This window comes from Pseudomonas sp. REP124 (assembly GCF_020164475.1).
GTDB lineage: Bacteria > Pseudomonadota > Gammaproteobacteria > Pseudomonadales > Pseudomonadaceae > Aquipseudomonas.
Genome location: NZ_JAIQWX010000123.1, coordinates 1 through 19,008, shown reverse-complemented (window position 1 = coordinate 19,008; position 19,008 = coordinate 1). Strand labels below are relative to the sequence as shown.

Genomic DNA, 19,008 nt, shown 5'->3' with positions numbered 1-19,008 from the left:
GTCCAGCCACTTTCAAGATGGAGCATTTCCGCAGATGAGCACCCCCGCCCGCGTCGCCCCCAAGTTCCCCGACAGTATTTTCCGCGCCTACGACATTCGCGGCACCGTCCCGGAATTTCTGAACGCTGAGACGGCTTACTGGCTCGGTCGCGCCATCGGTGCCCAAAGTCTGGCCCAGAATGAACCGAACGTTTCCGTCGGCCGTGACGGTCGCCTTTCCGGCCCGGAGCTGGTCGAGCAATTGATCCAGGGCCTGGCCGACAGCGGCTGCCACGTCAGCGACGTCGGTCTGGTGCCGACGCCTGCCCTGTACTACGCCGCCAACGTGCTGGCTGGCAAATCCGGCGTGATGCTGACCGGCAGCCACAACCCGTCGAACTACAACGGTTTCAAGATCGTCATCGCCGGCGACACCCTGGCCAACGAACAGATCCAGGCCCTGCATGACCGCCTCAAGACCAACAACTTGAGCCAAGGCAACGGCAGCATCACCAAAGTCGAAATCCTCGACGGCTACACCACCACCATCGTGCAGGACATCAAGCTGGCCCGTCGCCTGAAAGTCGTGGTGGACTGCGGCAACGGCGCCGCCGGCGTGATCGCTCCGCAACTGATCGAAGCGCTGAACTGCGAAGTCATTCCGCTGTTCTGCGAAGTCGACGGCAACTTCCCGAACCACCACCCGGACCCGGGCAAGCCTGAAAACCTCGTGGACCTGATCGCCAAGGTCAAGGAAACCAACGCCGATATCGGTCTGGCCTTCGACGGCGACGGCGACCGTGTGGGCGTGGTGACCAACACCGGCAGCATCGTCTATCCGGACCGCCTGCTGATGCTGTTCGCCCGTGATGTGGTGGCGCGCAACCCGGACGCGGAAATCATCTTCGACGTCAAATGCACCCGCCGCCTGACGCCATTGATCAAGGAATACGGCGGCCGTCCGCTAATGTGGAAGACCGGTCATTCGTTGATCAAAAAGAAAATGAAGCAAACCGGCGCCCTGCTGGCCGGCGAAATGAGCGGGCACATCTTCTTCAAGGAGCGCTGGTTCGGTTTCGACGACGGCATTTACAGCGCCGCCCGGTTGCTGGAGATCCTGAGCAAGGAAAAATCCACCGCGGAAGAGCTGTTCGCCACCTTCCCGAACGATATTTCTACGCCGGAAATCAATATCCATGTGACCGAAGAGAGCAAATTCAGCATCATTGATGCATTGCATGACGCGCAGTGGGGCGCAGGCGCCGACCTGACCACCATTGACGGCGTGCGAGTCGACTATGCCAAAGGCTGGGGCCTGGTTCGCGCCTCCAACACCACGCCGGTGCTGGTACTGCGCTTCGAGGCCGATGACGAGGCTGAATTGCAACGCATCAAGGACGTCTTCCACGTCCAGTTGAAGCGTGTTGCACCTGATCTCCAACTACCGTTCTGATTCACCCGGAGCCCTGAATGACCCTCGAACGCGAAGCCGCCGCCAACACCGCCAAGGTCCTGTCCGAAGCGCTGCCTTACATTCGCCGCTATGTCGGCAAGACACTGGTGATCAAATACGGCGGCAACGCGATGGAAAGCGAGGAGCTGAAAACCGGCTTCGCCCGCGACATCGTGCTGATGAAAGCCGTGGGCATCAACCCGGTCGTGGTTCACGGCGGCGGCCCGCAAATCGGTGATCTGCTCAAGCGCCTGTCCATCGAGAGCCATTTCGTCGACGGCATGCGCGTCACCGACGCCGCGACCATGGACGTGGTGGAGATGGTTCTGGGCGGTCAGGTCAACAAGGACATCGTCAACCTGATCAACCGTCATGGCGGCAGCGCCATCGGCCTGACCGGTAAAGACGCCGAGCTGATTCGCGCGAAGAAGCTCACCGTCACCCGCCAGACCCCGGACATGACCCAGCCGGAAATCATCGACATCGGTCACGTCGGCGAAGTGGTCGGGATCAACACCGATCTGCTGAACCTGCTGGTCAAAGGCGATTTCATCCCGGTGATCGCACCGATCGGCGTTGGCGAGAACGGCGAGTCGTACAACATCAACGCTGACCTGGTGGCCGGCAAAGTCGCCGAGGCGCTGAAAGCCGAGAAGCTGATGCTGCTGACCAACATCGCCGGTCTGATGGACAAGGAAGGCAAGGTGCTGACCGGCCTGAGCACTGCGCAGGTCGACGCGCTGATCGCCGACGGCACCATCTACGGCGGCATGCTGCCGAAGATCCGTTGCGCGTTGGAAGCGGTCCAGGGCGGCGTGGGCAGCTCGCTGATCATCGACGGTCGCGTACCGAACGCGATCCTGCTGGAGATCTTCACCGATACCGGCGTGGGCACCCTGATCAGCAATCGCAAGCGTCCGTAAGCGGTAGCGCATACAAAAAGACCCCGCTCGGCCTGACCGAGCGGGGTCTTTTTTGCCACACATTACCTGTAGGAGCGAGCATGCTCGCGATGGTCGTTAACGATGACGCGGGATACCTGACACCCAGCGGTGCTCTTTAGTCCATCGCGAGCATGCTCGCTCCTACAGTTGTCGGGGATCAGACGCCGAACTGCGCGCGATACGCTTCCACCGCAGGCAGGTGTTGCTTGAGCTGCGGATCGTCAGCCAGGAACTCCAGCACCTGGTTCAACGAAACGATGCTGATCACCGGAATGCCGAAATCGCGTTCCACTTCCTGGATCGCCGACAACTCACCGTTGCCACGCTCCTGACGGTTCAGAGCGATCAGCACGCCGGCGGCCTTGGCGCCTTCCTGGGAAGCGATGATCTGCATCACTTCGCGAATGGCGGTACCGGCGGTGATCACGTCGTCGATGATCAGCACTTCGCCGGTCAGCGGTGCGCCAACCAGGCTGCCGCCTTCGCCATGGGCCTTGGCTTCCTTGCGATTGAAGCACCATGGCAGGTCACGGTTGTGATGCTCGGCCAACGCCACTGCAGTGGTCGCCGCCAGGGGAATGCCCTTGTAGGCCGGACCGAACAGAACGTCGAAGGGAATGCCGCTTTCGGCAATGGCTGCGGCGTAGAAACGCCCCAGCTGCGCCAGAGCCGAACCCGAATTGAACAGGCCGGCGTTGAAGAAGTAAGGACTGGTGCGTCCGGACTTCAGGGTGAACTCACCGAAGCGCAAAACGCCGCGATCGATGGCAAAACGAATGAAATCGCGCTGATACGCTTGCATGAAAAAAACCCCAAATACCACGGATTTAGCTAAATAGCTTGACGCCGTGTATCATACACGCACGCGATTTTTGGGGCCATTTATGCGGATCATCAGTGTGAACGTCAATGGTATTCAGGCTGCAGTCGAGCGAGGTTTGCTCAGTTGGCTGCAGGCACAGAATGCCGACGTCATCTGCCTGCAGGACACCCGTGCCTCCGCCTTTGAACTGGACGATCCAGCCTTCCAACTGGATGGATACTTCCTTTATGCCTGCGATGCAGAAGTCCCCGCCCAAGGTGGTGTGGCTTTGTACTCGCGGTTGCAACCGAAGGCTGTCATCAGCGGTCTCGGTTTCGAGACGGCCGACCGCTACGGGCGCTACCTGCAAGCCGATTTCGACAAAGTCAGTATTGCAACCTTGCTGCTTCCTTCGGGTATGAACGGCGATGAGGACTTGAACCAGAAGTTCAAGCTCATGGACGACTTCGGAAAGTACCTGGACAAACAACGGCGCAAACGCCGCGAGTACATTTATTGTGGCTCGCTGTACGTGGCGCAACAGAAGCTCGACATCAAGAACTGGCGCGACAGCCAGCAATCTCCGGGCTTCCTGGCACCTGAACGTGCCTGGATGGACGAGATTGTCGGCAACATGGGCTACGTCGATGCCCTGCGCGAAGTCAGCCGTGAAGGCGACCAGTACAGCTGGTGGCCGGACACCGAACAGGCCGAAATGCTCAACCTGGGCTGGCGGTTCGACTACCAGATCCTGACGCCAGGCCTGCGCCGCTTCGTACGCAGCGCACGCCTGCCACGTCAGCCACGCTTCTCGCAGCACGCGCCGCTGATCGTGGACTACGACTGGACGCTGACCATCTAAGCGTTTTGCAGACACAAAAAAGCCGACATCACTGTCGGCTTTTTTGTGGGCGCTGATTTCTTGAACTGTGGGAGCGAGCCTGCTCGCGATGGAGTGTCAGTGGACACCTATGCAGCTGATCCACCATCGCGAGCAGGCTCGCTCCCACAAATACCACAGCAGTGATCGTTATTTGATCACCCGCCAGGTGAACGGATACCGGTAAGGCAGCCCGTCATTGGCCTTCACCCCGGCAATGATCGTCAGCACCAGCGCACCAATGGCGATCAAGCCAAACAGGAAGAAGCCGATGATCACCACCATCAGCAGGAAGCTGATGGCCGAAGCGATGGCGACGGTGATCTGGAAATTCAGCGCTTCCTTGCCCTGGGCATCGATGAACGGGTCCATCTCGCGCTTCATTTGCCACAGGATCAGCGGGCCGATCAGCGTACCGAACGGAATCCAGATCCCCAGCAAGGCGGACAAGTGACAGAACATCGCCCACTGCCGGACTTCTTTGCTCGGGGTGGGAAGCAGTTGTTGCTCGTCACTCATGGCGTCCTCCTTGCCTGTGATGATCCGATCAGTCAGCCAGTGCAGCCTTTTGCAGATCGAAGATTTCGTTCATGCCTTTCTTTGCCAGTTCCAGCATGGCGTTCAGCTCTTCAGGCTGGAACGGCGCGCCTTCGGCGGTGCCCTGAACTTCGATGAAGCCGCCGGTGCTGGTCATCACCACGTTCAGGTCGGTCTCGGCAGCCGAATCCTCAAGATAGTCGAGGTCGAGCACCGCTTCACCCTGGTACATGCCAACGGAAACGGCACCGATCATTTGCTTGAGCGGGTCGCCGCCTTTCAGGCCGCCGCGCTTCTTGATCACTTTCAGGGCATCGACCAGCGCAACCATGGCACCGGTGATCGACGCAGTGCGGGTGCCGCCATCAGCCTGGATCACGTCGCAATCGACGTACAAGGTGACGTCGCCCAGCTTGGACATGTCCAGCGCAGCGCGCAGGGAACGACCGATCAGACGCTGGATTTCCAGGGTACGGCCGCCTTGCTTGCCGCGGCTCGCTTCACGCTGGTTACGCTCGCCGGTGGCGCGCGGCAGCATGCCGTACTCGGCGGTTAGCCAACCCTGGCCCTGGCCTTTGAGGAACCGTGGCACGCCATTTTCGACGCTGACGGTGCAGATGACCTTGGTATCACCGAACTCGACCAGTACAGAACCCTCGGCGTGTTTGGTGTAGTTGCGGGTAATGCGGATCGAGCGGAGCTGATCGGCAGCGCGACCACTTGGACGTTTCATAAGGGATACCTGTACGGGGGACGGAAAACTGCGGGCATTATAGAGCCGCCAGCCATCGCTGGGCACTTCTAAAAAAATTCCTCCGACGAGCAAAGGCTCTGAACAGCCCGTCGCCGACGAGCTGCAGGCCTTTGTCACCTCGTGTGTTTGGGGGCATCCGCCGCTCTGCGCTACAATCCTGCGCCTTTGCTGCCAGTCGGCTTTAATTCATTGATATCGGATTCCCGGAACCTCTGGTTCTGGCCGATCTGCATTGCGAGGTACCTCCATGGTGCACAGCATGACCGCCTTCGCCCGCGTCGAGAAAGCCGGCGTCCAGGGCACCCTGAGCTGGGAACTGCGCTCGGTCAACAGCCGCTACCTGGAGCCCCACGTGCGCCTGCCGGAGACCTTCCGCGATCTCGAGGGCGCCGTTCGCGAAGCCCTGCGCCAGGGCGTGTCCCGGGGCAAGCTCGAGTGCACCCTGCGCTTCACCGAGGAAAACACCGGCAAGCCGCTGCAAGTGGACCAGGTCCGCGCCGCACAATTGGTCGCAGCGGCCGAGACCATCGCCAGCCTGATCAAGAATCCCGCCGCCCTCAATCCCCTGGAAGTCCTGGCCTGGCCTGGCGTGCTGGTGGGCGACGCTACCGACCCGCAAGCCCTGAACGCCGAAGCGCTGGCACTGTTCAACCAAGGCCTGAAGGAACTCAAGGCCGGCCGCGAGCGCGAAGGCGCGGAGCTGGCCCGATTGATCGACGATCGCCTGACCGCCATCGAGGCCGACGTGGTCACCCTGCGCGAACTGGTTCCGCAGATGCTCGCCACCCAGCGCCAGAAAGTGCTCGACCGTTTTGCCGACATGAAGGCCGAAATGGACCCGCAGCGCCTTGAGCAGGAAATGGTCATGCTCGCGCAAAAGAGCGACGTCGCCGAAGAACTGGACCGCCTGAGCACTCACATCATCGAAGTTCGCCGGGTGCTCAAATCCGGTGGCGCGGCCGGGCGACGCCTGGACTTCCTGATGCAGGAGCTCAACCGCGAAGCCAACACACTGGGCTCCAAGGCCTTCGATCCGCGCAGCACCCAGGCGGCGGTCAACCTCAAGGTGTTGATCGAGCAGATGCGCGAACAAGTGCAGAATATTGAGTAAGGCAAACCTGAAATGACCCACATCACCGGCACCCTGTACATCATTTCCGCCCCTTCGGGCGCGGGCAAAAGCAGCCTGGTCAAGGCGCTGACCGACGCCGTCCCGGAAATCCGCGTCTCGATCTCCCACACCACCCGCGCCATGCGCCCAGGTGAAGTGAACGGCGTGAACTATCACTTCGTCGACCGCAGCGAATTCGTGAAGATGATCGAGCACGGCGACTTCCTCGAGCGCGCCGAAGTTTTCGGCAATCTCTACGGCACCTCGCAGAGCCACCTGCAGCAGACCCTGGACGAAGGCCACGACCTGATTCTGGAAATCGACTGGCAGGGCGCCGAGCAAGTGCGCAAGCTGATGCCGCAGGCCCGTTCGATCTTCATTCTGCCGCCGTCGTTACAGGCCCTGCACCAGCGCCTGACCAACCGCGGTCAGGACAGCGACGAGATCATCGACGGGCGGATGCGCGAAGCGGTCAGCGAAATGAGCCACTACGTCGACTATGACTACCTGATCATCAACGACGATTTCGCCCACGCCCTGCACGATCTGAAGGCGATTTTCCGTGCCAATCAGCTGCAGCAGAAGCGTCAGCAACAGCGTCACGGCAAATTGCTGGCTGAATTGTTGGACTGATCCGCTCTTCCCAAAACCGCTGCGAGGGCTTTACATTGGCACTTGCAGCGCGTTGAAGGGCTTGATCAAAAAATCAGCGCTTCCCTAATCGCTGGTGATTTTTTAAACTGTCGAGTCCGCTCGCCCATCCGGGCAGCGCGCATATTGCATTTGCTACGAGGAAGACCATGGCCCGCGTAACCGTTGAAGACTGCCTAGAACACGTGGATAACCGCTTTGAGCTGGTCATGCTCTCTACCAAGCGTGCCCGTCAACTGGCCACCGGCGGCAAAGAGCCGAAAGTGGCATGGGAAAACGACAAGCCTACCGTTGTAGCCCTGCGTGAAATCGCTGAAGGCCTGATCGACTACGCCGCTATCGCTGAAGCTGAAATCGTTGAAGACGAACCGCTTTTCGCTGCGTTCGAGGACGAGTCCAACGAGGCCGTTTAAGCCTATGCCTGGTCGACGTAGCACGGCGCGGGATAACAGCTTACGGCAGGAGACATCATGCCGAGCATAGACGCCCTCGCCGATCGCTTATCGACCTACCTCGGCAAAGACCAGGTCAACCTGGTCCGCCGAGCGTATTTCTACGCCGAACAAGCCCATGACGGTCAACGCCGTCGCAGCGGCGAGGCGTACGTCACGCACCCACTCGCGGTTGCGAACATTCTTGCCGACATGCATATGGACCATCAGAGCCTGATGGCAGCCATGCTGCATGACGTGATCGAAGACACCGGTATCGCCAAGGAAGCGCTGCAAGCGCAGTTCGGCGAAACCGTGGCCGAACTGGTCGACGGGGTCAGCAAACTGACCCAGATGAACTTCGAGACCAAGGCCGAAGCACAAGCCGAAAACTTCCAGAAAATGGCCATGGCCATGGCGCGCGACATTCGCGTGATCCTGGTCAAGCTGGCCGACCGTCTGCACAACATGCGCACGCTGGAAGTGCTGTCCGGCGAAAAACGCCGGCGCATCGCCAAGGAAACCCTGGAAATCTATGCTCCTATTGCCAACCGGCTGGGCATGCACGCCATCCGCATAGAATTCGAAGACCTTGGCTTCAAGGCCATGCACCCGATGCGTTCCGCGCGGATCTACCAGGCCGTCAAACGCGCCCGGGGCAACCGCAAGGAAATCGTCAACAAGATCGAGGAATCCCTCAGCCACTGCCTGGCCGTCGACGGCATCCAGGGCGAGGTCAGCGGTCGCCAGAAACACCTCTACGGCATCTACAAGAAAATGCGCGGCAAGCGTCGGGCCTTCAACGAGATCATGGACGTCTACGCGTTCCGGATCATCGTCGACAAGGTCGATACCTGCTACCGCGTGCTGGGCGCCGTACATAATTTGTACAAACCGTTGCCGGGTCGCTTCAAGGATTACATCGCGATTCCCAAGGCCAACGGCTATCAGTCGCTGCACACCACACTTTTCGGCATGCACGGGGTTCCGATCGAGATCCAGATCCGCACCCGTGAAATGGAAGAGATGGCCAACAACGGCATTGCCGCCCACTGGCTGTACAAATCCAGCGGCGACGAGCAGCCAAAAGGCACTCACGCCCGCGCCCGCCAATGGGTCAAGGGCGTGCTGGAAATGCAGCAACGCGCAGGCAATTCGCTGGAATTCATCGAAAGCGTGAAGATCGACCTGTTCCCGGACGAGGTCTACGTGTTCACGCCCAAAGGCCGGATCATGGAGCTGCCCAAAGGCTCCACGGCGGTCGACTTCGCTTACGCGGTGCACACCGACGTGGGCAACAGCTGCATCGCCTGCCGCATCAACCGTCGTCTCGCACCGCTGTCCGAACCGCTGCAAAGCGGCTCCACGGTCGAGATCGTCAGCGCTCCGGGCGCGCGACCGAACCCGGCATGGCTCAACTTCGTGGTCACCGGCAAGGCGCGTACGCACATCCGCCATGCGCTGAAACTGCAACGCCGCTCCGAGTCCGTCAGCCTGGGCGAGCGCCTGCTGAACAAAGTCCTTAACGGCTTCGACAGCTCGCTGGAGAAAATCCCGGCCGAGCGCATCAAGGCCATCCTCGCCGAATATCGCCTCGAACTGGCCGAAGATCTGCTCGAAGACATCGGCCTGGGCAACCGCATGGCCTATGTGGTGGCACGCCGGCTGCTCGGCGAAGGCGAACAGCTGCCGAGTCCGGAAGGTCCGCTGGCGATTCGCGGAACCGAAGGCCTGGTGCTCAGTTACGCCAAGTGCTGCACGCCGATCCCCGGCGACCCGATTGTCGGCCACCTGTCCGCGGGCAAAGGCATGGTTGTTCACCTGGACAACTGCCGCAACATCAGCGAAATCCGCCACAACCCGGAAAAATGCATCCAGCTCTCGTGGGCCAAGGATGTCACCGGCGAATTCAATGTCGAACTGCGCGTCGAGCTGGAACACCAGCGCGGCCTGATCGCCCTGCTTGCCAGCAGCGTCAACGCGGCGGACGGCAACATCGAGAAAATCAGCATGGACGAGCGCGATGGCCGCATCAGCGTCGTCCAACTGGTGGTCAGCGTCCACGACCGTGTGCACCTGGCCCGCGTGATCAAGAAACTGCGCGCCCTGACCGGGGTGATCCGCATCACCCGCATGCGCGCGTAATCCATTCATCAAGGAGTCATTCATGACCAAGACTGTTATCACCAGCGACAAAGCCCCGGCCGCCATCGGTACTTACTCCCAGGCGATCAAGGCTGGCAACACCGTTTACATGTCCGGTCAGATTCCTCTGGACCCAAAGACCATGGAACTGGTTGAAGGCTTCGAAGCCCAGACCGTCCAGGTTTTCGAGAACCTCAAGGCTGTAGCCGAAGCCGCCGGCGGTTCGTTCAAGGACATCGTCAAGCTGAACATTTTCCTCACCGACCTGAGCCACTTCGCCAAGGTCAACGAGATCATGGGCAAGTACTTCGAACAGCCTTACCCAGCCCGCGCCGCCATCGGCGTAGCAGCCCTGCCAAAGGGTTCGCAGGTTGAAATGGATGCCATCCTGGTCATCGAGTAATGTGTCCGGCGCAGCCCTCTGGCTGCGCCACCGCACTGCTGTAAGTAATGCTTGAAAGGATTCCACCATGCGCAAAGCGCTTGTTCTCCCGCTGCTCGCCCTGCTCCTGGGCGGTTGTGCCAGCGACCCTGCCGATCGTGATATCAGCGGCACCTGGATCAATCAGGTGGCGATCGATGCAGCCTCCAAAGGCGTTCCCCTGCGCGAAGCGCTCCAGGCCTATGGCCCGAACCTGGAATGGGACGTCAACACCAAGGCCGGTCAGGCCCGTTATACCAATGGTTTTGAAAATGTCGACGGCAAGCTGTCGGGCGATGAGTCCGGCGCCTGGAAAATCGACTTTTATGGCAGTTCCGGCAGCGAACTGAAGCGCGACGGCAAACAACTGAGCCAGGCCGCGACTGAAAACGAACCTGCCCAGGTCTTCGATCGCGCGCTGATTCCGGTGCCGGATGGCGCACCGATCGGTGCCAGTTTTGAACGTGCGTTGTACTCGGCTTATATGGGTGGCAGCTGGAAAGTTGTCAGCGGTCCCGGCGAAGGCAGCACCGTGCAATTTCAGGCCGATGGCCAAGTGATTGGCCTGCAGGGCGCAGATCGCTACGCGTTGTGCCTGGCCGGTGATTGCGCCTCGATGAGTGGCGGCAACGACAATATGTGGCTGCAACTCAATGGCCAGGGCAATCCGTGGATCTTTGCTCGCAAAGGCAAGGAACTGGAAATTTTCCAGGCTGTGAACACTGCGCTGGCGGATGAAATGCCGCAGTTCACGCCGGGTGATCGTAAGTGGTTGCTGGAAAAACAGTAATTCACACGTAATCAATGTGGGAGCGGCGGTGCGACGATTCGACTTGCTCGCGAATGCGGCGTGTCAGGCAACATCAATGTCGACTGACACTCCCTCTTCGCGAGCAAGTCGAATCGTCGCACCGCCGCTCCCACATTTGTTTTGTGGCGCTGGAGATTCAGCAGCGCCCTTCGAGAATCGCCGCATACCCCTCGCGGAAACTTGGATACCTAGGCTCCCAACCCAACGCCTTCGCCCGGGCATTGCTGCAACGCTTGCTGCCGGTGCGACGCACGCTGGCGTCATCCGCCCACTCCGTCACACCCATGTACTCACGCAACCAGCCCACCACATCCGCCAGCGCTGCCGGCGCGTCGTCGACACCGATATAGACATCATCCAGCGCCACGCCCCGGCGATCCGCTTCCAGCAGGCACGCCAACAATCCCGCCGCGTCGTCGGCGTGAATCCGGTTGGCATACAGCGGCGGATCGACCGCTACGCGATAACCCCGGCGGACCTGGGTCAGCAGCCACTCCCGCCCCGGGCCATAAATGCCGGTCAGGCGCACAATGCTGGCCGGGATGTCGCAATCCAGCGCAATCTGCTCGGCTTCGAGCATCACCTGCCCGGAATAACCTGACGCCACCGTCGGCGACGTCTCGTCGACCCACTCGCCCTGCTGCTGGCCATAAACACTGCTGCTGGAAACGAACAGCAGGCGATTGGGCACTTGCCCATAGTCGTCCAGCCACTCCAGCACATGCCGCAAACCCTCGACATAGGCCGCGCGGTAACCGGCCTCATCGTGATCGGTGGCCGCCGCGCAGTACACCAGGTAATCCACCGCTCCGATCGGCCAGGTCGCCGGGCATTCCTTGTTGAACAGGTCGCCGGCAACGCCGATCACCCCATCGGGCAGGCGTGAAACATCGCGCCGCAGGCCGTGAACCTCCCAGCCCCCGGCCAACAATTGCGTGGCCAGTCGACTGCCGACATCACCGCAACCGGCGATCAAAACAGAAGGCGCGGACATCAGAAAACTCCCCTTGGAAACGCACAGACTAGCGCTGGCAATGGACAAGCGGCTAGCAATGCAGGAAAAAAAGATACTCTATTACTTTTGTTAACAAGAATTACTTGCAATAATACGCGCCACTTTTGCTCTCGGCCTTACGAGGACTGGAAGAGCATCATCGTTTTTCTTTTCTCAGGTCCGGCCAGCATGACACGCACCCAAACCCTCGCTTCGCCAACCAAACGACCTCGCGCCTGGAGCGCTGTGGCCGCCCTGCTTCTCAGCCTGATGCTGGCACCGGTTGCCGCTTTCGCTGACGCACAAGCTCCGGCCACTCCGGCCGCCACCGCCGCGGCGCCGACTGACCAGGCAGCACCTGCTGCTCCTGCCGCGACCGATCCTGCACAGGCAGTACCTGCGCCAGAAGCGCTCGGAGAAGATGTTCCTGAAGTCCTCGAAGCCGACAACACCCTGGGCATGGCCCATGACCTGTCGCCGTGGGGCATGTATCAGAACGCCGACGTCGTCGTGAAGACCGTGATGATCGGCCTGGCCATCGCCTCGATCATCACCTGGACCATCTGGATCGCCAAGGGCCTCGAGCTGATGGGCGCCAAGCGTCGTCTGCGTACCGAGATCGTCCACCTGAAAAAGGCCGCGACCCTCAAGGAAGCCAGCGCCAGCGCCACCAAGCCAGGCACCCTGGCCAACCTGCTGGTGCACGACGCCCTGGAAGAAATGCACCTGTCGGCCAGCGCCCGTGAAAAAGAAGGCATCAAGGAGCGCGTCAGCTTCCGTCTGGAACGCCTGGTTGCGGCCGCCGGTCGCAGCATGAGCAGCGGCACCGGCGTGCTCGCCACCATCGGTTCCACCGCGCCGTTCGTCGGTCTGTTCGGTACCGTCTGGGGCATCATGAACAGCTTCATCGGCATCGCCAAAACCCAGACCACCAACCTCGCTGTCGTAGCGCCCGGTATCGCTGAAGCGCTGCTGGCAACGGCCCTGGGCCTGGTGGCGGCGATTCCTGCGGTGGTCATCTACAACGTGTTCGCCCGCTCCATCACCGGTTACAAGGCTCAAGTGGCCGACGCATCGGCAGAAGTCCTGCTGCTGGTCAGCCGTGACCTCGACCACCAGCCTGAGCGCAGCTCGCAACCGCACATGGTGAAAGTGGGGTAATCGGCCATGGGCCTGCATTTGAAAGAAGGGGCAGACGACGATCTGTCCGAAAACCACGAAATCAACGTCACGCCGTTCATCGACGTCATGTTGGTGTTGCTGATCATCTTCATGGTGGCCGCCCCGCTGGCCACCGTGGACATCAAGGTCGACCTGCCGGCGTCCACCGCCAAACCGGCGCCGCGGCCGGAGAAACCGGTGTTCCTCAGCGTCAAGGCTGACCAGCGCCTGTACCTGGGCGATGACGAAGTGAAGGCCGAAGCACTCGGCGCCACACTCGACGCCAAGACCCAGGGCAAGAAAGACACGACGATCTTCTTCCAGGCCGACAAAGGCGTGGATTACGGCGACCTGATGAGCGTGATGGACAACCTGCGCTCGGCCGGTTACCTGAAGGTCGGTTTGGTTGGCCTCGAGTCGGCAGTCAAGAAATGATCACAACGCGCCATAAGCTGACGCGTTACAGCGGTAGCCTGGCCATTGTGCTGGGTGTTCACGCGCTGGCCATTGCGCTGGCCGTGAACTGGACCGCCCGCCCGCCCATCGAATTGCCACCCCAGGCAATGATGGTCGAGCTGGCACCGGTTCCAGCCCCGCCACCGCCTGCACCGCCGAAGGTCGTCACCCCGCCGCAGCCTCCGGCTCCGGTTGAAGAACTGCCGATTCCGAAGCTCGCTGAAGCGCCGAAGGCCGAGATTGCCGTGCCCAAGCCGGTCAAGCCGAAGCCCAAGCCGCAACCGCCCAAGCCTGTGGAGAAGAAGCCGGAGCCGCCGAAGGAAAAGCCTTCGGAAGCCAAACCGAGCGAAGCCCCACCGACACCCGCGCCGACCGAGAAATCCGCTCAGCCGGTACCGGGCCCGTCTGCGGCTCAAGTGGCGGCGAAAGCCAGCTGGGAAGGTACGTTGCTCGCGCATCTGGCCAAGTACAAGAAATACCCGGCCAGTGCGCAAGCCCGCGGCAAGCAAGGCACCAACCGCCTGCGCTTCGTGGTGGATGCCCAGGGCAACGTCCTGTCGTATGAATTGGTAGGGCCTTCCGGCACCGCCGATCTGGACCGGGCCACCCTGGAAATGATCCGCCGCGCCCAGCCGCTGCCGAAACCACCGGCAGACATGCTCACCAACGGCTCCATCGAAATCGTTGCGCCGTTTGTTTACTCGCTGGAAAACCGACGGCGATAAGCCGACCCCTTGTGGGAGCGAGCCTGCTCGCGATGAGGCCGTTACATTCGACCTCATAGTTGACTGGAAAACCGCTATCGCGAGCAGGCTCGCTCCCACAATGGGGTATTGGTCATTCCGAAAGGCACCGAAAGGTGCCTTTTGCGTATCTGCCAGCGGCAAACACGCATTGCCCGGTGTCGCCCGACACGCGCTCTCTGATAACGTGCGTCTATCGATTGCAGCCGGTATGCTTGGCCCGCAACTTCATGGACGCTTGCTATGACTCTGACAGAATTACGCTACATCGTTACCCTCGCCCAAGAGCAGCACTTCGGCCACGCGGCCGAGCGTTGCCACGTCAGCCAGCCGACCCTGTCGGTGGGTGTGAAAAAGCTTGAAGACGAACTCGGTGTGCTGATTTTCGAGCGCAGCAAAAGCGCCGTGCGCCTGACCCCGGTCGGCGAAGGCATCGTGGCCCAGGCACAAAAGGTGCTGGAGCAGGCCCAGGGCATCCGCGAACTGGCTCAGGCCGGCAAGAACCAGCTGACCGCCCCGCTGAAAGTCGGCGCGATCTACACCGTCGGCCCTTACCTGTTTCCCCACCTGATTCCACAACTGCACCGGGTCGCCCCGCAGATGCCGTTGTACATCGAAGAAAACTTCACCCACGTGCTGCGCGACAAGCTGCGCAACGGTGAACTCGACGCGATCATCATCGCCCTGCCGTTCAACGAAGCCGACGTGCTGACTCTGCAGCTCTACGACGAGCCGTTCTACGTCCTGATGCCCGCCCAGCACCCATGGACGCAAAAGGAAACGATCGACGCCAATCTGCTCAATGACAAGAGCCTGCTGCTGCTCGGTGAAGGCCACTGCTTCCGCGATCAAGTGCTGGAAGCCTGCCCGACCCTGACCAAGGGCAACGACGGCGCCAAGCACACCACGGTGGAATCCAGCTCCCTGGAAACCATTCGCCACATGGTCGCGTCCGGCCTGGGTATTTCGATCCTGCCGTTGTCGGCGGTGGACAGTCATCACTATGCCCCTGGCGTGATCGAAGTCCGACCGCTTACACCGCCAACGCCATATCGCACGGTCGCGATCGCCTGGCGCGCCAGCTTCCCACGACCCAAAGCCATTGAAATTCTCGCGGACTCCATTCGCCTGTGCTCGGTGGCCAAGCCATCCGCGCAGGTGGTGGCGGGCTAAGCAAGCGTCATGACCGAGTTGTCGCAAGTGTCGGTGACGGCACTCAAGGGTGTCGGCGAAGCCATGGCCGAGAAACTGGCCAAAGTCGGCCTGGAAAACCTCCAGGACGTGCTGTTCCACTTGCCGCTGCGCTATCAGGATCGCACCCGCGTGGTACCGATCGGCGCGCTGCGTCCAGGGCAGGATGCGGTGATCGAAGGCACTGTCAGTGGTGCCGACGTGGTGATGGGCCGTCGTCGCAGCCTCGTCGTGCGCCTGCAGGATGGCACCGGCGGGCTGAGCCTGCGCTTTTACCATTTCAGTAACGCGCAAAAGGAAGGCCTCAAGCGCGGTACGCGGGTACGCTGTTATGGCGAAGCACGACCAGGCGCCTCGGGACTCGAGATCTACCACCCGGAATACCGCGCCATCACCGGTGACGAGCCTCCGCCGGTAGATGAAACCCTGACCCCGGTTTATCCACTCACCGAGGGCCTGACCCAGCAACGTCTGCGTCAACTGTGCATGCAGACCCTGACCATGCTCGGCCCCACCAGTCTGCCCGATTGGCTGCCGACCGAACTGGCACGGGATTATCAATTGGCGCCCCTGGCCGATGCGATTCGTTACCTGCATCACCCGCCGGCCGACGCCGATGTCGACGAACTGGCGCTCGGTCATCACTGGGCCCAGCACCGCCTGGCCTTCGAAGAATTGCTGACTCACCAGCTTTCCCAACAGCGCCTGCGCGAAAGCATGCGTTCGCTACGCGCACCGGCCATGACCAAGGCCAAGCAGTTGCCGGCCAGGTACCTGGCCAATCTGGGTTTCAACCCCACTGGCGCTCAGCAAAGGGTCGGCAACGAAATCGCTTACGACCTGAGCCAGCACGAACCAATGCTGCGGCTGATTCAGGGTGACGTTGGCGCGGGCAAGACCGTGGTCGCCGCCCTGGCCGCTCTGCAGGCTCTGGAAGCTGGCTATCAAGTGGCGCTGATGGCGCCCACCGAGATTCTCGCCGAACAGCATTTCATCACCTTCAAGCGCTGGCTCGAACCGCTGGGCATTGAAGTGGCGTGGCTGGCCGGCAAGCTCAAGGGCAAGAACCGCGCGGCCGCACTGGAACAGATCGCCGGTGGCACACCGATGGTGGTGGGCACCCACGCGCTGTTTCAGGACGAGGTGCAATTCAAGAACCTGGCGCTGGTGATCATCGACGAGCAGCACCGCTTCGGTGTGCAGCAGCGGCTCGCCTTGCGCCAGAAAGGTGTCGGCGGACGCATGTGCCCGCACCAGCTGATCATGACCGCCACGCCGATCCCGCGCACCCTGGCCATGAGCGCCTACGCCGACCTCGACACCTCGATCCTCGACGAACTGCCCCCTGGCCGGACGCCGGTCAACACCGTGTTGATCACCGACACCCGTCGCGTAGAAGTCATCGAGCGGGTGCGCAGCGCCTGTGCCGAAGGGCGTCAGGCCTACTGGGTGTGCACGCTGATCGAAGAATCGGAAGAGCTGACCTGCCAGGCCGCCGAAACCACTTATGAAGATCTGACCGCCGCCTTGGGTGAGTTGAAGGTCGGCTTGATCCACGGCCGCATGAAGCCTGCTGAAAAAGCCGCGGTCATGGCCGAATTCAAGGCCGGCAACCTGCAGTTGTTGGTGGCGACCACCGTGATCGAGGTCGGCGTGGACGTTCCCAACGCCAGCCTGATGATCATCGAAAACCCGGAACGCCTGGGCCTGGCGCAACTGCACCAGTTGCGCGGTCGAGTCGGACGGGGCAGCGCGGCCAGCCATTGCGTGCTGCTCTATCATCCGCCGCTGTCACAGATCGGCCGTCAGCGTCTGGGTATCATGCGCGAAACAAACGACGGTTTTGTCATCGCCGAAAAAGACCTCGAGCTGCGCGGCCCCGGCGAAATGCTCGGCACGCGGCAGACCGGTCTGCTTCAATTCAAGGTCGCCGACCTGATGCGCGACGCCGACCTGCTGCCCGCGGTACGCGACGCCGCTCAAGCCTTGCTCGAACGCTGGCCGGACCACGTGAGCCCATTACTCGACCGCTGGCTGCGCCACGGACAGCAATATGGACAAGTGTGAGCACCGTCTCAGTTTCTGGAGGATGGGCATGAGCAAGCTGGTTATACTCCTGCCATTGTTTAAGTACGGATACAGACCATGACCGAAGCAGCCCTTGCACCCGCTACTCCGCACACTCCGTCGGTCATTCGGATGCTGCTGGAAAAGTTGGGCATTGCCTATGAAGAAGTGCTCGACCATCACGGATTGAATCCGGCGCGCAAGGTCCAGGCCGTACTGCTCGATGACGCTGTCGGCTCGCTGATGGTGCTGTTCCCGCAGAGCCAGTTGCTCGACCTCAATCGCCTCACCGAACTCACCGGCCGCCGCCTGACGGCGGTGTCGACCGAGCGCCTGGTCAAGATGCTCGGCAAGCACAACCTCAGCCTGCTGCCGGGTCTGCCGGCCCTCACCAGCTCCCCGTGCCTGTATGACGAAAGCCTGCTGCGCGAGCCGAAGGTGCTGGTCAATTCGGGAGAGCCTGAAGTGCTGCTGGAAATCTCCAGCGAAGCCTTCAAGTCCATGCTCAGCAAAGCCAGCGCCGCCAACTTCGGCGAGCCGCTGAGCAGCATTCGTCCGAACCTCGATCGTCCCGATGACGACCGCGAGGAAATCACCCAGGCGGTCCAGGCGTTCACCGCACGGCGCATTCAGCAGCGCCTGGAAGCGACTATCGAAATTCCGCCGCTGGCCGAAACCGCTCAAAAAATCATCAAGCTGCGCGTCGACCCCAACGCCACCATCGACGACATCACCGGTGTGGTCGAAACCGACCCGGCCCTGGCCGCGCAGGTGGTGAGCTGGGCAGCGTCGCCGTATTACGCCTCGCCAGGCAAGATCCGTTCGGTGGAAGATGCCATCGTGCGGGTGCTGGGTTTCGACCTGGTGATCAACCTGGCGCTGGGCCTGGCCCTGGGCAAAACCCTGAGCCTGCCCAAGGATCGTCCGCAACACAGCACGCCGTATTGGCAGCAATCGATCTACACCGCCGCCGTTATCGAAGGCCTGACTCGCGCCATGCCGCGCGCCCAGCGCCCGGAAGCCGGTCTGACCTATCTGGCGGGCCTGCTGCACAACTTCGGGTACCTGCTGCTGGCTCACGTGTTCCCGCCACATTTCTCGCTGATCTGCCGTCATCTGGAGGTCAACCCACACCTGTGCCACAGCTACATCGAGCAGCATCTGCTGGGTATCAGCCGTGAGCAGATCGGTTCGTGGCTGATGCGTTTCTGGGACATGCCCGAGGAGCTGGCCACTGCGCTGCGCTTCCAGCACGATCCGAACTACGACGGCGCGTTCGCCGAGTACCCGAACCTGGTGTGCCTGTCGGTGCGCCTGCTGCGCAGCCACGGTATCGGCTCGGGCCCGGATGAGGACATTCCCGATGCCTTGCTGGAACGCCTGGGCTTGAGCCGCGAAAAGGCCAACGACGTGGTCAGCAAGGTGCTTGAGGCCGAGGTGTTGTTGCGCGAATTGGCGTCGCAGTTCAGCCAGTCTT

General features: G+C 61.3%; 19 protein-coding genes. 15 read left to right on the top strand and 4 right to left on the bottom strand.

All coding sequences use genetic code 11. The annotated features are described in order from the left end of the window. On the top strand, nt 1-1,432 hold a 1,432-nt coding region (locus K9857_RS23610; protein WP_224539844.1), incomplete at its 5' end, for a phosphomannomutase/phosphoglucomutase. A 17-nt stretch (nt 1,433-1,449) separates the two neighbouring features. Beyond that, complete coding sequence (gene argB, locus K9857_RS23605; protein ID WP_224539842.1) at nt 1,450-2,355, top strand: acetylglutamate kinase; 906 nt, start codon at nt 1,450-1,452, stop codon at nt 2,353-2,355. A 178-nt stretch (nt 2,356-2,533) separates the two neighbouring features. Here argB and pyrE read toward each other — a convergent pair whose 3' ends face one another. Further along, complete coding sequence (gene pyrE / locus K9857_RS23600) at nt 2,534-3,178, bottom strand: orotate phosphoribosyltransferase (RefSeq protein ID WP_003229489.1); 645 nt, start codon at nt 3,176-3,178, stop codon at nt 2,534-2,536. 82 nt (nt 3,179-3,260) lie between these two features. Between pyrE and K9857_RS23595 the strand changes: the two genes are divergently transcribed. Continuing rightward, nucleotides 3,261-4,040: an exodeoxyribonuclease III gene (locus K9857_RS23595; RefSeq protein WP_175375808.1), complete on the top strand. Its 780-nt coding sequence runs from the start codon at nt 3,261-3,263 to the stop codon at nt 4,038-4,040. A 168-nt stretch (nt 4,041-4,208) separates the two neighbouring features. On the opposite strand, the gene K9857_RS23590 is transcribed toward K9857_RS23595, so the two are convergent. Together K9857_RS23590 and rph are read right to left on the bottom strand one after the other, a co-directional pair. Next, nucleotides 4,209-4,577 carry a DUF4870 domain-containing protein gene (locus K9857_RS23590; protein WP_224539840.1) on the bottom strand — a complete coding sequence of 123 codons (369 nt, stop codon included), beginning with the start codon at nt 4,575-4,577 and terminating at the stop codon, nt 4,209-4,211. Nucleotides 4,578-4,605: 28 nt separating this feature from the next. Beyond that, nucleotides 4,606-5,328, bottom strand: a complete 723-nt coding sequence (gene rph / locus K9857_RS23585) for a ribonuclease PH (protein WP_175375805.1) — start codon at nt 5,326-5,328, stop codon at nt 4,606-4,608. A gap of 268 nt (nt 5,329-5,596) precedes the next feature. Here rph and K9857_RS23580 point away from each other — a divergent pair, with 268 nt between their 5' ends. The 6 genes from K9857_RS23580 to K9857_RS23555 all read left to right on the top strand — a co-directional run bounded on the left by K9857_RS23580 (nt 5,597) and on the right by K9857_RS23555 (nt 10,898). Beyond that, complete coding sequence (locus K9857_RS23580) at nt 5,597-6,460, top strand: YicC/YloC family endoribonuclease (protein ID WP_224539838.1); 864 nt, start codon at nt 5,597-5,599, stop codon at nt 6,458-6,460. 12 nt (nt 6,461-6,472) lie between these two features. Beyond that, nucleotides 6,473-7,093: a guanylate kinase gene (gene gmk, locus K9857_RS23575; RefSeq protein WP_224539837.1), complete on the top strand. Its 621-nt coding sequence runs from the start codon at nt 6,473-6,475 to the stop codon at nt 7,091-7,093. Nucleotides 7,094-7,260: 167 nt separating this feature from the next. After that, nucleotides 7,261-7,524, top strand: a complete 264-nt coding sequence (gene rpoZ / locus K9857_RS23570) for a DNA-directed RNA polymerase subunit omega (RefSeq protein ID WP_007921129.1) — start codon at nt 7,261-7,263, stop codon at nt 7,522-7,524. A gap of 57 nt (nt 7,525-7,581) precedes the next feature. After that, the gene (gene spoT, locus K9857_RS23565) at nt 7,582-9,687 is read left to right on the top strand and encodes a bifunctional GTP diphosphokinase/guanosine-3',5'-bis pyrophosphate 3'-pyrophosphohydrolase (protein WP_175375802.1); all 2,106 of its coding nucleotides are present in this window, start codon (nt 7,582-7,584) and stop codon (nt 9,685-9,687) included. 22 nt (nt 9,688-9,709) lie between these two features. Further along, nucleotides 9,710-10,090, top strand: a complete 381-nt coding sequence (locus tag K9857_RS23560) for a RidA family protein (protein WP_110965535.1) — start codon at nt 9,710-9,712, stop codon at nt 10,088-10,090. A gap of 67 nt (nt 10,091-10,157) precedes the next feature. Beyond that, on the top strand, nt 10,158-10,898 hold the full coding sequence (locus K9857_RS23555; RefSeq protein ID WP_224539836.1) for a hypothetical protein: 741 nt from the start codon (nt 10,158-10,160) through the stop codon (nt 10,896-10,898). Between the two features lie 157 nt (nt 10,899-11,055). Here K9857_RS23555 and K9857_RS23550 read toward each other — a convergent pair whose 3' ends face one another. Further along, nucleotides 11,056-11,913 (bottom strand): SDR family oxidoreductase, encoded by an 858-nt coding sequence (locus tag K9857_RS23550; protein ID WP_224539835.1) that lies wholly within the window; start codon nt 11,911-11,913, stop codon nt 11,056-11,058. Nucleotides 11,914-12,102: 189 nt separating this feature from the next. Here K9857_RS23550 and exbB point away from each other — a divergent pair, with 189 nt between their 5' ends. From exbB to K9857_RS23520, 6 genes are all read left to right on the top strand, one after another. Continuing rightward, nucleotides 12,103-13,074 (top strand): tonB-system energizer ExbB, encoded by a 972-nt coding sequence (gene exbB / locus K9857_RS23545; RefSeq protein ID WP_224539834.1) that lies wholly within the window; start codon nt 12,103-12,105, stop codon nt 13,072-13,074. Nucleotides 13,075-13,080: 6 nt separating this feature from the next. Continuing rightward, on the top strand, nt 13,081-13,509 hold the full coding sequence (gene exbD / locus K9857_RS23540; RefSeq protein ID WP_175375798.1) for a TonB system transport protein ExbD: 429 nt from the start codon (nt 13,081-13,083) through the stop codon (nt 13,507-13,509). Next, nucleotides 13,506-14,255: an energy transducer TonB gene (locus K9857_RS23535; protein ID WP_175375797.1), complete on the top strand. Its 750-nt coding sequence runs from the start codon at nt 13,506-13,508 to the stop codon at nt 14,253-14,255. Before exbD ends, K9857_RS23535 begins: the two co-directional genes overlap by 4 nt. 261 nt (nt 14,256-14,516) lie before the next feature. Continuing rightward, complete coding sequence (locus tag K9857_RS23530) at nt 14,517-15,446, top strand: hydrogen peroxide-inducible genes activator (RefSeq protein WP_224539832.1); 930 nt, start codon at nt 14,517-14,519, stop codon at nt 15,444-15,446. Between the two features lie 9 nt (nt 15,447-15,455). Continuing rightward, entirely contained in the window at nt 15,456-17,531 is a 2,076-nt protein-coding gene (gene recG / locus K9857_RS23525; protein ID WP_224539830.1) for an ATP-dependent DNA helicase RecG, read from the top strand. A gap of 78 nt (nt 17,532-17,609) precedes the next feature. Further along, a partial coding sequence (locus K9857_RS23520; RefSeq protein WP_224539828.1) for an aminoacyl-tRNA deacylase and HDOD domain-containing protein occupies nt 17,610-19,008 on the top strand: 1,399 nt, incomplete at its 3' end.